Source organism: Bradyrhizobium sp. SZCCHNS3002 (assembly GCF_032377435.1).
Lineage (GTDB): Bacteria > Pseudomonadota > Alphaproteobacteria > Rhizobiales > Xanthobacteraceae > Bradyrhizobium.
In genome coordinates, this window is record NZ_JAUHHY010000008.1 from 354,378 (window position 1) to 369,805 (window position 15,428).

Consider the following 15,428-nt stretch of genomic DNA (forward strand, 5'->3'; position numbering starts at 1 on the left):
GCTGCTCGATACGATGAGTACCATTCAGACTTCGCTGCCACGTGGCGCGGCCGTGACCGGCGAGCCCTCCGCGTGGGAACGCATCAAGACCAACCGCAACTTCGTCGCGCTCTGGTTCATGCTGCCGGCGGCAGCATTCCTGATCCTGTTCCTGGCCTATCCACTGGGCCTCGGCGTCTGGATGAGCTTCACCGACGAGAAGATCGGCCGCGCCGGCGTCTTCGTCGGGCTGGAGAACTACGAGTGGCTGTGGGATGACGCGATCTTCTGGCTCGCGGTGTTCAACACGCTGCTCTACACGATCGTCGCAAGCGCCATCAAATTCGCGATCGGCCTCTATCTGGCGCTGCTGTTGAACCGGCGGATGCCGTTCAAGGCCATGGTCCGTGCGATCGTGCTGGTGCCTTTCATCGTTCCGACGGTGCTGTCGGCGATCGCGTTCTGGTGGATCTACGATTCCCAGTTCTCCATCATCTCCTGGTCGCTGATCAAGCTCGGCCTCATCAGCCAGAACATCAACTTCCTGGGCGACACCAACTGGGCACGCGCCTCCGTGATCATCGCCAACATCTGGCGCGGCGTACCGTTCGTCGCGATCACGCTGCTGGCCGGCCTGCAGACCGTCTCGCCCTCCCTGTATGAGGCCGCCACGCTCGACGGTGCCACCAGCTGGCAGCGCTTCCGCTTCATCACCTATCCGTTGCTGACCCCGATCATCGCGGTGGTGATGACGTTCTCGGTACTGTTCACCTTCACCGATTTCCAGCTGATCTGGGCGCTGACCCGCGGCGGTCCCGTCAATGCCACCCACCTGATGGCGACCTTGAGCTATCAGCGCGGCATCATCTCCGGTCGCCTCGGCGAGGGTGCGGCGATCGCGACCGCCATGATCCCGTTCCTGCTCGCGGCGATCGCGATCTCCTGGTTCGGCATGCAGCGGCGCAAATGGCAGCAAGGATCCGACCAATGACCGAGACTGCTGCGCTGCAATCCAAGACGCAATCCAACGCCACGACGGCGGCGGCCGCGCTCGCGGCCGACGACGACAGCGAGGGCATGAGCTATCTCGAGTCGCTGCCGCGGCGGCTGATCACGCTGTATCTGCCGCTCGGCATCATTCTCCTGGTGCTGCTGTTCCCGTTCTATTGGATGGGGCTGACGTCGATCAAACCCGACGAACAGCTGATCGACATGGAGAAGTACAACCCGTTCTGGGTGGTGCATCCGACCTTCAAGCACATCTCGAAGCTCCTGTTCGAGACGCAGTATCCGCGCTGGCTGTGGAACACGATGTATGTCGCGGTCGGCGCCACCACGCTGTCGATCTTCGCATCGGTGCTCGCGGCCTATGCGATCGTGCGGCTGCGCTTCAAGGGCGCGGACACCGTGGGCGTGCTGATCTTCTTCGCCTATCTCGTGCCGCCGTCGATCCTGTTCATCCCGCTGGCCTCGGTGATCCAGGCCTACGGCCTGTTCGACTCGCCGCTGTCGCTGATCCTGGTCTATCCGACCTTGCTCATCCCGTTCTCGACCTGGCTCTTGATGGGCTACTTCAAGACCATCCCGTTCGAGCTCGAGGAGTGCGCCCTGATCGACGGCGCCAGCCGCTGGCAGATCCTGGTCAAGATCGTGGTGCCGCTCGCGGTCCCCGGCCTGATCTCGGCCTTCATCTTCTCGTTCACCTTGTGCTGGAACGAGTTCATCTACGCGCTGACCTTCCTGCAATCGACGCCGAACAAGACCGTGCCGGTCGCGATCGTGAACGAGTTCGTCGACGGCGACATCTACAAATGGGGATCGCTGATGGCCGGCGCCCTGGTCGGCTCGCTGCCACTGGTCATCCTTTACGCCTTCTTCGTCGAGCATTATGTGTCGGCCATGACCGGCGCGGTGAAGGAGTAGGGCGCTCGCACAGCACTTCAATCTCACCGCACGGGCGGTGCACCCTCTCCCCTTGTGGGAGAGGGTGGTGACGCGCGAAGCGCGCCGCCGGGTGAGGGGTCTCTCTCCGCGATGGCGGAGTTTGTGGGACCAAACCCCTCACCCAAGCGAGCGTGCGGCACCGGCAGTGTAGCCCTCTCCCACAAGGGGAGAGGGCGCAGTCATGAGCACCGCTTTGCGTCGATGATCGTCGTCGCGCATGGTGAAACAACAAGAAACAAGGAGCATCCCCTTGCATATTCTCGTTCTCGGCGCCGCCGGCATGGTCGGACGCAAGCTGGTCGAGCGTCTGGTCCGCGACGGCCGCCTCGGCCAGGCGGCCATCACCCGTATGACCTTGCAAGACATCGTCGCGCCGGCGAAGCCCGACACGCCCATCGCGGTCGAGACCATCGCCGGCGACTTTGCCGTGCCGGGCTTCGCCGAGAAGCTGGTCGCCGCGCGTCCCGACGTGATCTTCCATCTCGCCGCGATCGTTTCCGGCGAGGCCGAGCTCGATTTCGACAAGGGCTACCGCATCAATCTCGACGGCACGCGGATGCTGTTCGACGCGGTCAGGCTGATCGGCGACGGTTACAAGCCGCGCCTGGTCTTCACCTCGTCGATTGCGGTGTTCGGCGCGCCGTTCCCCGACGCCATCGGCGACGAGTTCGTCAATGCGCCGCTACTCAGCTACGGCACCCAGAAGGCGATCGGCGAGCTCCTGCTGGCCGACTACAGCCGCCGCGGCTTCTTCGACGGCGTCGGCATTCGCCTGCCGACCATCTGCATCCGCCCCGGCGCGCCGAACAAGGCCGCCTCGGGCTTCTTCTCCAACATCCTGCGCGAGCCGCTCGCCGGCAAGGAGGCCGTGCTGCCGGTGTCCGAGGACGTCCAGCATTGGCACGCCACGCCGCGTTCGGCGGTCGGCTTCCTCCTGCATGCCGCGACGATGGACACCGCGAAGATCGGCCCGCGCCGCAATCTCACCATGCCCGGCCTGACGGCCACCGTCGGCGAGCAGATCGCCGCGCTTCGGCGCGTGGCGGGCGACAACGTTGCCAACCGCATCCAGAGGGTTCCGGATCCCTTCATCATCGGCATCGTCGCCGGCTGGCCGCGGAATTTCGAGGCCAAGCGGGCCCGCGAGCTCGGCTTCACCACCGAGGAAAAGACGTTCGACGACATCATCCGGATTCACATCGAGGACGAGCTCGGTGGTAAGTTCGTGGCCTGAGAACGCCACCAGCCTCTGGACTCCAATGGCGCAAAGCGCCATTTGAGCAGGGAGACATTCGGGAGAGAAATCATGACCGCCAGCATCGTCGGATGGGCGCATACGCCGTTCGGAAAGTTCGACGCCGAGACCGTCGAGAGCCTCGTTGTCAAGGTCGCCAATGAGGCGATCGCCGACGCCGGCATTTCGGCAGGCGACGTCGACGAGATCGTGCTCGGCCATTTCAACGCGGGCTTCTCGCCCCAGGACTTCACCGCCTCGCTGGTGCTGCAGGCCGATCCTGCGCTGCGCTTCAAGCCCGCGACGCGGGTCGAGAACGCCTGCGCGACCGGCTCGGCCGCCGTGCACCAGGGCATCCGCGCCATCGCCGCCGGTGCCGCCAAGATCGTGCTCGTCGTCGGCGTCGAGCAGATGACCCGCACGCCCGGGCCGGAGATCGGCAAGAACCTGCTGAAGGCGTCCTATCTGCCGGAGGACGGCGACACCGTCGGCGGCTTCGCTGGCGTGTTCGGCAAGATCGCGCAGGGCTATTTCCAGAAGTACGGCGACCAGTCCGACGCGCTGGCGCTGATCGCGGCCAAGAACCACAAGAACGGCGTCGCCAATCCCTATGCGCAGATGCGCAAGGATTTCGGCTTCGAGTTCTGCCGCTCCGAGAGCGACAAGAACCCCTATGTCGCCGGCCCCCTGAAGCGCACCGACTGCTCGCTGGTCTCCGACGGCGCCGCCGCTCTGGTGCTGACCGACAGCGAGACGGCAAAATCGTTCGCCAAGGCGGTGAACGTGCGCGCCACCGCGCACGCGCAGGATTTCCTGCCGATGTCCAAGCGCGACATCCTCGCCTTCGAGGGCTGCACCGTGGCCTGGCAGCGCGCACTGGAAAAGGCCGGCGTCACGTTGTCCGATCTCTCCTTCGTCGAGACCCACGACTGCTTCACGGTCGCCGAGCTGATCGAGTACGAGGCGATGGGCCTCACCCCGAAGGGGCAGGGCGCCCGCGCCATCAAGGAGGGCTGGACGCTCAAGGACGGCAAGCTGCCGGTCAATCCGTCCGGCGGCCTCAAGGCCAAGGGTCACCCGATCGGCGCCACCGGCGTCTCCATGCACGTCATGACGGCGATGCAGCTCACCGGCACCGCGCCCGAAGGCATGCAGCTCCCCAACGCCAAGCTCGGCGGCATCTTCAACATGGGCGGCGCCGCGGTGGCCAACTACGTGTCGATTCTGGAGCCGACGAAGTAGGCGAGGTCCGTCCTCCCTCATTCCGAGCACAGCGACGCAATCCAGGGCCGCGCATGCCGCCCTGGATTGTGTCGTCGCGGAGCCTGCCCTCAGGCTCGCCGGAGGCGAGACCCAGGGGCTCCTCGCAATGACGGTGGCGGGGCCACGTAGCCCGGATGGGCGGAGCGATATCCGGGTCCATCGCGAAAGCTCGTGTGACCCCGGATATCGCTGCGCTCATCCGGGCTACGGCTTCCACACCTTCTCCTCGCTGAAGCCGAGCTCGGCGAAGTCCTTCGCCCGCAAGGCCGCATCGTCCGCTGGGAAGAACTCATCCAGCTGCGGTGGCTTGACGGACGTCGCCGACAGCATCGCATGCGCCTGGCCGCGGTGATGGATGTCGTGCTGGAACAGATGCAGCAGCAGCCGGTCGCAGCGCTCGTTCTGCACCCGGCTCTCGCGGTTGATGCGGACGGTGTCGTCGAGCCGGGCCGGCGTCAGCGCCTCGCAGAATGCAATCAGCCGGCGGTCCATCGCGTTCTGCGCCTTGACCAGGTCGGACAGGCGCGGGAACGGCACCTCGTTCTGCCAGGCCATCGGGCCGAGCCAGCCGCCTTCTAGCGCGTCGATGTAGAACAGGTCGATGATGTAGATGTGGTTCAGCGTCCGCTGCAGGCTGGGGAAGAAGCCCGCGCGCTCCGCGGCGAAATCCTCGGCGCTGAGCTGGCCGCAGGCGGTCAGCAGCCGGTGATTGGTCCATGAATTATTATAGGCGAAGGCGCGAAACGTCTGGACGAGATCGGCGGGCATTGGGACAGGGCACCCCGTGATGGCTCGCTTCACATCATACGGAACTGATGACGCCATTCACCACCGATTTCCGCAGCCGTCCGTGCACCATCCCCATGCGCATTTGCGGAACTCTGCCACAATTGGTCGCGGTGCATCGCTGCGCCTCCCGTGCAACAAGTTGAGATGCCGCACGACACACCCCTCATCGCGACCATCGTCGCCGGCCTTGGACTGGCCTTCGTCTTCGGAGCGCTCGCGCAGCGGTTCCGTTTCCCGCCGCTGGTCGGCTACCTCCTCGCCGGCGTTGCCGTCGGCCCGTTCACACCCGGCTTCGTCGCCGACCAGGCGCTGGCGACCGAGCTCGCCGAGCTCGGCATCATTCTCCTGATGTTCGGCGTCGGCCTGCATTTCTCGCTCAAGGACCTGATGTCGGTGCGCGCCATCGCCGTGCCCGGCGCGATCGTGCAGATCACGGTGGCGACCCTGATGGGCATGGCCTTGAGCTGGGCGATGGGCTGGTCGATCGGCGGGGGCCTCGTGTTCGGTCTCGCGCTCTCGGTCGCCAGCACCGTGGTGCTGCTGCGCGCGATGCAGGAGCGCCGGCTGATGGACACCGAGCGCGGCCGCATCGCGGTCGGCTGGCTCATCGTCGAGGATCTCGCGATGGTGCTGGCGCTGGTGCTGATCCCGGCCTTTGCCAGCCTGCAGAACGGCAATGGCGACGTCGCCGCCGCCGATCCACTCGCCGCCCGCTTCGGGCTCGGGCTGACCGGCGTGCTGCTGCTGACCTTCGTCAAGATCGGCGTGTTCATGGCGGTGATGCTGCTGGTCGGCCGCCGCCTGATCCCGTGGATCCTGCACTACATCGCCCACACCGGCTCGCGCGAGCTGTTCCGCCTGGCGGTGCTCGCAATCGCGCTCGGCGTCGCCTTCGGCTCGACAAAGCTGTTCGGCGTGTCGCTGGCGCTCGGCGCCTTCTTCGCCGGCATGATGCTCGGCGAGTCCCCGCTGAGCCAGCGCGCCGCGCAGGAATCGCTGCCGCTGCGCGATGCCTTCGCGGTGCTGTTCTTCGTCTCCGCCGGCATGCTGTTCGATCCGGGAAGCGTGATCCGCGAGCCCTGGCCGCTGCTCGCGACCTTGTTCATCATCCTGTTCGGCAAGTCGGTTGCCGCGTTCCTGATCGTGATCGCTTTCCGTCATCCGGCCTCGACCGCGCTGACGATCTCCGCGAGCCTTGCGCAGATCGGCGAATTCTCCTTCATCCTCGCCGAGATCGGCGGCGCCTCGAATCTCTTGCCGAAAGCCGGGCGCGACCTGATCCTGGCCGGCGCCATCATCTCGATCATGCTCAATCCGCTGATGTTCGCCGCGCTCGATTGGCTGATGCCGCGGCTGGAGCGCCGCCGGGCCGATGCCTCGACGCCTTCAGCAACACCGCCGGCCGAGATCCCGGTGACGCAACTGACCGAGCACACGATCATCGTCGGCTATGGCCGCGTCGGACGCCTCGTCGGCGAGGCGCTGCAGCAGCGCGGGCATCCGTTCCTTGCGGTGGAAACGTCGGAGGACATCCTGAAGCAGCTGAAGAGCGCGGGTGTCGAGACCATCACCGGAAACGCCGCGCGCAGCAACGTGCTGCGGGCGACGAATCTGGCCGGCGCGCATGCGCTCGTCATTGCTATTCCCGAGGCGTTCGAGGTCGGACAGATCGTCGAGCAGGCCCGCGCCGCCAATCCGGCGCTGCACATCGTGGCGCGCGCCCATTCCGATGCCGAGGTCGAGCATCTCAGATCCCTCGGCGCCGATATGGTGATCATGGGCGAGCGCGAGATCGCGCGCGGCATGATCGAGGAGCTGGACACGCGGCCGCCTGATGCCGCGCCCGAGCTGGTGCCGGAACGCGCGGCGGAGAGCGTGCAGGTCCAGGCGTAGCCCGGGCGCAGGCTTGTCACTACGGATTCAAGGGCTGCAGCTTTGTTTTGTGCCCATCTCCCTCAGCGTCGTCATGGCCGGGCTTGTCCCGGCCATCCACGTCGCTCGGCGTGCCGAGAACGACGTGGATGCCCGGGACGGAGCCCGGGCATGACGACGTGGAACCGTTTCGCAACAAACTCAGATTGGTGGAATGACGGTGACCGTGGCTGCGCCGAGCGGCGAATTTCTCGTGCGCGTTCAAGCTGATTTGGGCTGTCCAGTCCCTGCGCGGAAAATATTCATGTTTCGCTTTTCCAGAAAATATGTTTCACTCCCGCCATCCTGCTTCGCCACGAGGGGCGCTTCGCGATCGTCACGAACGTTGAGGCAGGGATGCGGTGGCCGCGACGTGTCGCAGCGCAGCTTGGCTCGCGTGGACGAACGGCAGGTTGCGGACGTGAAGTCGCGTGGTCCCGGCATCCCGACGCTGATGCCAAGCCTGCGGGTGATGATGAGCCCAAGGGCGACGGTGGCCAAAAGCCGGTGCACCGAGGAGAGCGCGAAATAAGCGTGAAGACCATCGCGCAGGGAGGGCCGGGTTGATCCGGCTGAACCTGTGGTTCTCTCCCCGTGCTTTCTTTCGCACGGGGGCCACGGGTGCCAGTCGGCACCCGGCCTTCCCTGCGCCCTCTTTTTCAAGAGAGGGCCACATCGATCAGCAGAGCTCGGACAAATCCTGTCGCGAGGCCGGTGATGCTTGCCCGCCTGTTGAAAGCGAACCTTGGCTCACTCCGGCATCATCTCGCCGGAGCCGCCGAACTCGGCCGGAAAATCCTTCAGCTTCGGCAGGCCGTCCTTGATGGGCAGCACGCTCTCCGCGTAGTTCACGTGGACGCCGGGCGTGAACTTCAAGGTCGGAATGGTCGCGGCATAGACGTCGATCATGCCGAGCGGCGGATGGTCGGTCATCAGATGACCGCCGCACTTGGTGCAGTACTTGCGGTGGCTCATGTCGGTCTTGTGATAGGTGCCGATCGCCTCCGCGCCCTTGGTGACCCGCACGTTCGAAGGCTTCCACAAGGTGAAGGCGTTGACGGGGCCGGCCGACCAGGAGCGGCAGGACGAGCAGTGGCAATAACCCATCGCCTCCGGCTCGCCATCGGCCTCGAGCTCGACCGTGCCGCAGAAGCATTTGCCCTGATACAGCGTCATGACAGCGTTCTCCCTCAATCGTCTTTTTGGATGTTGGACTGCCATGCTGACACAGCTGCCCGGCGAAAGGGAATCGCAGAATGCAGGTGTTGGCACGGAACATCTGGTGCGATGCAACGGCGGGCGTCCGGCAGTGATCCGCGCGGCGGAATGTTGCGACGGCGCAATCCCACGCATGGCCCCATACGCGCGCGCCCGCTTGCCCCGGAACCGGGTGTGCCGTTAGCTCTGTCCATAACGACGAACGAGGGAGCTGACGCCGCGATGGGACCGCTTGCCGGCATCAAGGTCATCGACATGACCACCGTGCTGATGGGGCCGTATGCCGCCCAGACGCTCGGCGACTACGGCGCCGACGTGATCAAGGTGGAATCACCCGACGGCGACGTCACCCGCAAGATCGGCCCCTGGCGTCATCCCGGCATGGGGCCGGTGACCCTCAACACCAACCGCGGCAAGCGCGTGATCTGCCTCGACCTCAAGAAGCCGGCGGGACGGGAAGCCGTGCTGCGCATGGTCAAGGATGCCGACGTCCTGCTCTACAACATCCGTCCGCAGGCGATGGCACGGCTGAACCTCGGCTACGAGGTGGTCGCCGCGCTGAATCCAGGGCTGGTCTATGCCGGCGTGTTCGGCTTCGGCCAGAACGGACCTTATGCGGCCAAGCCGGCCTATGACGACCTGATCCAGGGCGGGGCGGCGCTGTCTCACCTGATGGCCGTCGCCGGAGACGGCACGCCGCGCTATGTGCCGAATGCCCTGGTCGACCGCATCGTCGGCCTGACGGCGGTCGGCGCAATCTGCGCCAGCCTTGTGCATCGCGACCGCACCGGCCGCGGCCAGCGCCTGGACGTGCCGATGTTCGAGACCATGTCGGCCTTCATCATGGGCGATCACATGGGCGGTCTCACCTATGAGCCGCCGCTGGACCGCGGCGGCTACGCCCGGCATCTGTCGCAGGACCGCCGGCCCTACAAGACCGCCGACGGCCACATCTGCGTGATCGTCTACAACGACAAGCAATGGGACGCATTCTTCGCGGCATCCGGCCGCACCGACCTGCGGGCTGATGACCGCTTCAACAGCTTCGCCCGTCGCGCCGCCAACATCGACATCGTCTATGCCGAGCTCGCGCGCATCTTCGAGACGCGCACCACGGCGGAATGGACCGCGCTGCTGGACAAGGCGGACATTCCGGTGATGCCGATGCACGATCTCGAAAGCCTGCTGAACGATCCGCACCTCGTGGCGACCGATTTCTTTCCCGTGGTCGAACATCCGACCGAAGGCCCGATCCGCAGCACCCGCGTTTCCGCGACCTGGTCCGAGACCAAGGCCGAGCCGCAGCGTCTGGCGGCGCGGCCGAACGAGCATGGCGCGCAGATCCTGCACGAGCTTGGTTTCTCGGACGAGGAGATCGCCGCGATGATCCGCGACGGCGTGACCACGCCGGCGCCTGCCAGGGAGTGAGACGATGGATTTCGCGCTCTCCGCCAACCAGGAATCGATCCGTGATGCGGTGGCCAAAATCTGCGCGCGCTTCGACGACGCCTACTGGCTGAAGAAGGACAAGGAGGGCGGTTTTCCCGCCGACTTCCACAAGGCGCTGGCCGAGGCCGGCTGGCTCGGCATCTGCATTCCCGAGGAGTATGGCGGCTCCGGTCTCGGCATCCTCGATGCCGCGATCATGATGCGGACCATCGCGGAATCGGGCGCCGGCATGTCCGGTGCCTCGGCGATCCACATGAATGTGTTCGGGCTCAATCCGGTCGTCGTGTTCGGGACCAAAGAGCAGTGCGCGCGGATGCTGCCGCGCATCGTCGATGGCAGCGAGAAGGCGTGCTTCGCCGTGACCGAGCCGAACACCGGCCTCAACACCACACAGCTCAAGACGCGCGCCGTGCGCAAGGGCGACCGCTACATCGTCAACGGCCAGAAGGTGTGGATCTCGACCGCGCAGGTCGCCGAGAAGATCCTGCTGCTGGCGCGGACCACGCCGCTCGAGGAGGTGCAGCGCCCGACCCATGGGCTCAGCCTGTTCTACACCGATTTCGATCGCGGCCGCATCAAGGTGCACGAGATCGAGAAGATGGGCCGCAAGCCGGTCGACTCCAACGAGCTGTTCTTCGAGGATTTTGAAATTCCAGTCGAGGATAGGCTGGGCGAGGAGGGCCGGGGCTTCGACTACATCCTGCACGGCATGAACCCGGAGCGAATCCTGATCGCGGCCGAAGCCGTCGGCCTCGGCCAGCTCGCGCTGTCGCGCGCGTCAGCCTATGCGCGGACGCGCAACGTGTTCAACCGCCCGATCGGCCAGAACCAGGGCATCCAGCATCCCCTGGCCAAGAACTGGATGGAGCTGGAGGCGGCCTGGCTGATGGTGCTGCAGGCCGGCTGGCAATATGACCAGGGCATGGCGTGCGGGCCAGCGGCGAACGCCGCCAAATATCTCGCTGCAGAGGCCGGCTTCCACGCCTGCGAGCAGGCGGTGATGACTCACGGCGGCTTCGGCTACGCGCGCGAGTACCACGTCGAACGTTACCTGCGCGAATCCCTGATCCCCCGCATTGCCCCAATCAGCCCGCAACTGATCCTGAGCTTCATCGCCGAAAAGGTCCTCGGCCTGCCGAAATCGTATTGAGGATGAATTGCACTGAGATGGCGAACGCAGGCGTGATGGACGCACAATGCCAGCATTCCCTCCCCCCTTGTGGGGGAGGGGCAGGGAGGGGGGTACCCCACAAAGACTCGTTGTGTGGCTACCCCCACCCCCAACCCCTCCCCGCAAGGGGGAGGGGAGCGCAGTTGTCCTCGGAGCATCGTCCTCGATCAAAAATAGACTCTGTACGTCAGACCTCGTCATTCCGGGGCGCGACGAAGTCGCGAACCCGGAATCTCGAGCTTGTCGTGCACGATCGTCTCTCATTTCGAGATTCCGGGTTCATCGCTGCGCGATGCCCCGGAATGACGGGGGAGCGAGTGGCACGATGACCTACATCACCGGCACCGGCCTCACCTCGTTCGGCCGTCACGACGGCCGCTCCTCGCTCGACCTGATGAGCCTGGCCGCGCAGCTTGCGCTCGACGATGCCGGGCTGACACGGCGTGACATCGACGGCATCCTGTGCGGCTATTCCACGGTGTCGCCGCACATCATGCTTGCCACCGTGTTCGCCGAGCATTTCGGCATCACGCCCTCCTATGCCCACGCCGTGCAGGTCGGCGGCGCCACCGGCCTCGCGATGGTGATGCTGGCGCATCATCTGGTCGAAGCCGGCGTCGTCAGACACATGCTCGTCGTCGCCGGCGAGAACCGCCTGACCGGGCAGAGCCGCGACGCCTCGATCCAGGCGCTGGCGCAAGTCGGCCATCCCGACTATGAGTTGCCGCTCGGGCCGACGATCCCTGCCTATTACGGCCTCGTCGCCTCGCGCTACATGCACGAATACGGCGTCACCGAACAGGATCTCGCGGAGTTCGCCGTCCTGATGCGGACGCACGCGCTGGATCATCCCGGTGCGCAATTTCACGAGTCCATCACGGTGGCCGACGTCATGGCATCGAAGCCGGTCGCGCGGCCGCTGAAGCTGCTCGACTGTTGTCCGGTCTCCGACGGCGGCGCCGCCATCATCATCAGCCGCGAGCCGACCGGAGCGACGGCGGTGCGCGTGCGCGGCTGCGCCCAGGCGCACACGCATCAGCACGTCACGGCGGCGCCGGCCCTGAGCGCGCTCGGCGCCGAGATTGCGATCGCGAAGGCGAAGGCAGCAGCGGGTGTGGACATCAAGGACGTCGACTACGCCGCCGTCTATGACAGCTTCACCATCACGCTCTGCATGCTGCTCGAGGATCTTGGCCTGGCCGGCCGCGGCGAGGCGGCGGCGCGGGTCAGGGCCGGTCATTTCGGCCGCGACGGCGCCGTGCCGCTCAACACCCATGGCGGCCTCTTGAGCTACGGCCATTGCGGCGTCGGCGGCGCCATGGCGCATCTGAGCGAAGCGCATCTGCAGATGACGGGGCGCGCCGGACCTCGCCAGGTACGCGAAGCAGAGCTGGCGCTGCTGCACGGCGATGGCGGCGTGCTGTCGTCGCATGTCAGCATGTTCTGGGAGCGTGTGCGATGAGCGAATCGGCGGACTGGACCAGGGGTGTTGCAGCGATTCGCTTTCAGCGCTGCGCGTGCTGCGCCCACCTGCAGTATTTCCGCCGCGACTTCTGCGCGGCCTGCGGCTCGCTTGCGCTGACCGACCACGCGGCGACGGGTGAAGGCACCATCTATGCGGCATCACTCGTGTGCCGCGCGGCGACGCCGGAGACGCGCGCGCACGTGCCCTACAACATCGTGCTGGTGGATATGCGCGAGGGCTTTCGCATCATGGCCCATGGCGACCACGAACTTGCGATCGGTGATCCCGTCACGGCCCGCTTCGTCACCTTCGCAGGCGGCATCGTGCCTTACTTCGGGAAAGCCAAATGATGATGGAAAACAGGGCGACGTCGGGGGAGAGGCCGACCGCGGGCGGCCGAGGCGGGACGATACGCATCACAAATTCGTCCCGACCCGGATCGCCGCGCGATTGACGCAATACTGTTACGCTACGCTCACTAACTCAAACGCAACTCAACTCGGTCGTTCGCGTGAGCAATCAAGCTCACAACCCTACCTACGGGCGATGAAGAAACTGCGACGCAGAACCTCCAGACAGCCCTTCATCGCCCGTAGAACAGGACGCTGGCGATGACGATCATGGACGTCACCGCCAGCATATGCGCGAGTGCCTCCGACGTTGCCCTCTTAGTGGCTTCCTTCATGCCGTTTCCTCCCTGGACACTGGACACGACTCTCCGTGGCGCAATTACACACGCTACGTCGGCTGGAATTTTACTCGGAACACCCCACTTCGATGTCCGCTTTGCGAGTCCCCACTCGGCGTTCATCGACGGTTCAGAACATCGTCGGGTAATGCGGCGCGAATTGGGCTCGCTTATGGTTGTCCTGCGACCGAGTCCCGGTAACGTTTGGGCGAGCCCGTACAAATACGAGTGATGAAAGATATCGACCGGAACTACTAACTGCTGTGAAATGCAACCTTGCGTATTTGTCTGCTTCGGCCGCGTGCGACACGTCGATGACGAAGGCCGATGCAGCGAAATCAGTCTGCCGCGAGCAGGTTGAGCCGCGCATTGGCGATTGTCAGACGCTCGGCCAGCAGTTGCGCGAGATTGCGCATGATGCGCTCGCCGGCTTTCGGATGTCGCACGCGGAAACGTTCGAAATCCACCAGCGAGATCTCGAAGGCGGTGGCGGAGAAATCAGCGACGACGTCGGCGGAGCGCGCGGGCTCAAGCAACGCCATCTCGCCGAAGCATTGCCCTGCCGTCAGCGTCGCCAGCCGGATGCCGTCGGGCAGGGTGACGTGGACGACGCCGGAGCGCAGGAAGAACAGCGAGGCCGCCGCATCGCCGGCCGCCAGGATGCGTTCGCCCTGCTGATAGTGCCGGATGGTTGCGAGCGCCGCGAGCTCGTGGCGCTCGTCTTCGGTGATCCCCGCAAGCAGCGGCTGCTCGGCGAGCTCGGTGGTTTCGAGGAAGTCGATCGCCCCGCCATAGCGATAGACGATCTGGTCCTCGGCCCATTCGATCGCGGTGTCGAGCAGGTAGAAGTCGCGCACGTTCTTGATGTCGCCGGTGCGGGCCGCGATCTCCTGCCATTCCGGCGAGCTGCGGCGGATGCCCGACAGCACGACGGTGACGTGAAAGTCGGCCAGCTCGTGAAACAGCTCGGAGAGCAGGCGCAGGCCGGCTTGCGTCATCGCGGTGACGCGATGGAGGTCGACGATGACGAATTGCGGTCGCGTGCCCGCCGCAAGCTGGCGCGAGACGTAGTCGACGTTGGAGAGGGACAGCGTGCCGACCAGCTCGAGCACGCGCACCGCGTCGGGATGCGCGGCGAGGATGGTGCGCTCCTGGGCGCGGCGGCTGCGCCGCGACGGGCTGGCGCCGATGTCGTAGTCGGCGATGATCGTGGTGCGCGCATCGTCGGAGCGGTTGAGCATGTGCAGGCCGTAATGCGCCGACAGCGCCTCGCAGACCTTGATGCCGCGCACGCTGTTGCCGTGGCCGTCAAGCCGCGGCGAATAGCTGCCGAGGCCGAGCCGCGCCGGCAGGCTTGCCAGGATGCCGCCGCCCACGCCGCTCTTGGCGGGAATGCCGACGCGGTAGATCCACTCGCCGGCGAAGTCATACATGCCCGAGGAGGTCATTACCGACAGCGTGCGCGACACCGCATAGGGCGTCACCACCTGCTCGCCGGTGACCGGATTGACGCCGCGATTGGCGAGCGTCGCCGCCATGATCGCGCAGTCGCGCGCGGTGACGAGCACGGCGCATTGTCGGAAGTAGACCGCGAGCACCTCGTCGACAGGCTCCCTGATGACCTCCGACGTCCGCAGCAGATAGGCGATCGCGCGGTTGCGATCGCCGGTGGCGGCTTCCGATGCGAACACCGCGTCGTCGACATCGAGCTCGCGGCCTGCGAAGCGGCCGAGCGCGTCGCGGATGGTCTCGAAGGCGTCGTCGTGCCGTGCCTTGCGGATCAGGCCGCTGCAGGCGATCGCGCCGGCATTGACCATCGGATTGAACGGATGGTTCTGCGCATTGAGCCGGATCGAATTGAAGGGATCGCCCGACGGCTCGACCCCGATCACGCGCTCGACCTCGTCGGAGCCGAGCGTATCGAGCGCGAGCGCAAACACGAACGGCTTCGACATCGACTGGATCGTGAACGGCACACGGCTGTCGCCGACCTCGTAGATGTGGCCGTCGAGCGTGGCGAGGCTGATGCCGAAATGCGACGGGTCGGCCTTGCCGAGCTCGGGGATGTAGTTCGCGACGGCTCCGTCATGATCGGGCCAGAAGTCGGCATGGCATGCGGACAGGAAGCGCTGCAGCGGCGGCATGGCGGCCGTCGCCCAATGCTGAGGATTTCTGATCGGCGTGGGGTGGGTGGTCATCGGAAGCTCGGCGGGAACAAGGTCTCGCGCCGGTTATGTCGCAGCCGCGAGGGCGCAGCCAGCCCACACTTGTCGCAAGGCTGGTCAAATGTTGCCGCTGCCCACCGTTTGAGCGGGCT

General features: G+C 65.6%; 12 protein-coding genes. 9 read left to right on the forward strand and 3 right to left on the reverse strand.

The features are described from left to right. Positions 1-13: 13 nt before the first annotated feature. The 4 genes from QW845_RS19330 (at position 14) to QW845_RS19345 (ending at position 4,399) form a co-directional block, all read left to right on the forward strand. Positions 14-970 (forward strand): sugar ABC transporter permease, encoded by a 957-nt coding sequence (locus QW845_RS19330; RefSeq protein ID WP_315803136.1) that lies wholly within the window; start codon positions 14-16, stop codon positions 968-970. Beyond that, complete coding sequence (locus QW845_RS19335; RefSeq protein WP_315803137.1) at positions 967-1,902, forward strand: carbohydrate ABC transporter permease; 936 nt, start codon at positions 967-969, stop codon at positions 1,900-1,902. Before QW845_RS19330 ends, QW845_RS19335 begins: the two co-directional genes overlap by 4 nt. 271 nt (positions 1,903-2,173) lie before the next feature. Further along, entirely contained in the window at positions 2,174-3,157 is a 984-nt protein-coding gene (gene denD / locus QW845_RS19340; RefSeq protein WP_315803138.1) for a D-erythronate dehydrogenase, read from the forward strand. A gap of 72 nt (positions 3,158-3,229) precedes the next feature. After that, on the forward strand, positions 3,230-4,399 hold the full coding sequence (locus tag QW845_RS19345) for an acetyl-CoA acetyltransferase (protein ID WP_315803139.1): 1,170 nt from the start codon (positions 3,230-3,232) through the stop codon (positions 4,397-4,399). Positions 4,400-4,624: 225 nt separating this feature from the next. Here the strand turns inward: QW845_RS19345 and QW845_RS19350 are convergent, their stop codons facing one another. Continuing rightward, complete coding sequence (locus QW845_RS19350) at positions 4,625-5,188, reverse strand: DinB family protein (RefSeq protein ID WP_315803140.1); 564 nt, start codon at positions 5,186-5,188, stop codon at positions 4,625-4,627. A 165-nt stretch (positions 5,189-5,353) separates the two neighbouring features. Here QW845_RS19350 and ybaL point away from each other — a divergent pair, with 165 nt between their 5' ends. After that, complete coding sequence (ybaL, locus tag QW845_RS19355) at positions 5,354-7,102, forward strand: YbaL family putative K(+) efflux transporter (protein WP_315803141.1); 1,749 nt, start codon at positions 5,354-5,356, stop codon at positions 7,100-7,102. A gap of 768 nt (positions 7,103-7,870) precedes the next feature. Here the strand turns inward: ybaL and QW845_RS19360 are convergent. After that, entirely contained in the window at positions 7,871-8,296 is a 426-nt protein-coding gene (locus QW845_RS19360) for a GFA family protein (protein ID WP_011926088.1), read from the reverse strand. A 264-nt stretch (positions 8,297-8,560) separates the two neighbouring features. On the opposite strand from QW845_RS19360, the gene QW845_RS19365 reads away from it, so the two are divergent. The 4 genes from QW845_RS19365 (at position 8,561) to QW845_RS19380 (ending at position 12,773) form a co-directional block, all read left to right on the forward strand. After that, the gene (locus QW845_RS19365; RefSeq protein ID WP_315803142.1) at positions 8,561-9,766 is read left to right on the forward strand and encodes a CoA transferase; all 1,206 of its coding nucleotides are present in this window, start codon (positions 8,561-8,563) and stop codon (positions 9,764-9,766) included. A gap of 4 nt (positions 9,767-9,770) precedes the next feature. After that, the gene (locus QW845_RS19370) at positions 9,771-10,937 is read left to right on the forward strand and encodes an acyl-CoA dehydrogenase family protein (RefSeq protein WP_315803143.1); all 1,167 of its coding nucleotides are present in this window, start codon (positions 9,771-9,773) and stop codon (positions 10,935-10,937) included. Between the two features lie 346 nt (positions 10,938-11,283). Further along, positions 11,284-12,420, forward strand: a complete 1,137-nt coding sequence (locus QW845_RS19375; protein WP_315803144.1) for a thiolase family protein — start codon at positions 11,284-11,286, stop codon at positions 12,418-12,420. Continuing rightward, the gene (locus QW845_RS19380; RefSeq protein ID WP_315803145.1) at positions 12,417-12,773 is read left to right on the forward strand and encodes a Zn-ribbon domain-containing OB-fold protein; all 357 of its coding nucleotides are present in this window, start codon (positions 12,417-12,419) and stop codon (positions 12,771-12,773) included. Before QW845_RS19375 ends, QW845_RS19380 begins: the two co-directional genes overlap by 4 nt. Positions 12,774-13,449: 676 nt before the next feature. Here QW845_RS19380 and glsA read toward each other — a convergent pair. Continuing rightward, entirely contained in the window at positions 13,450-15,309 is a 1,860-nt protein-coding gene (gene glsA / locus QW845_RS19385; protein WP_315803146.1) for a glutaminase A, read from the reverse strand. Positions 15,310-15,428: the final 119 nt, after the last annotated feature.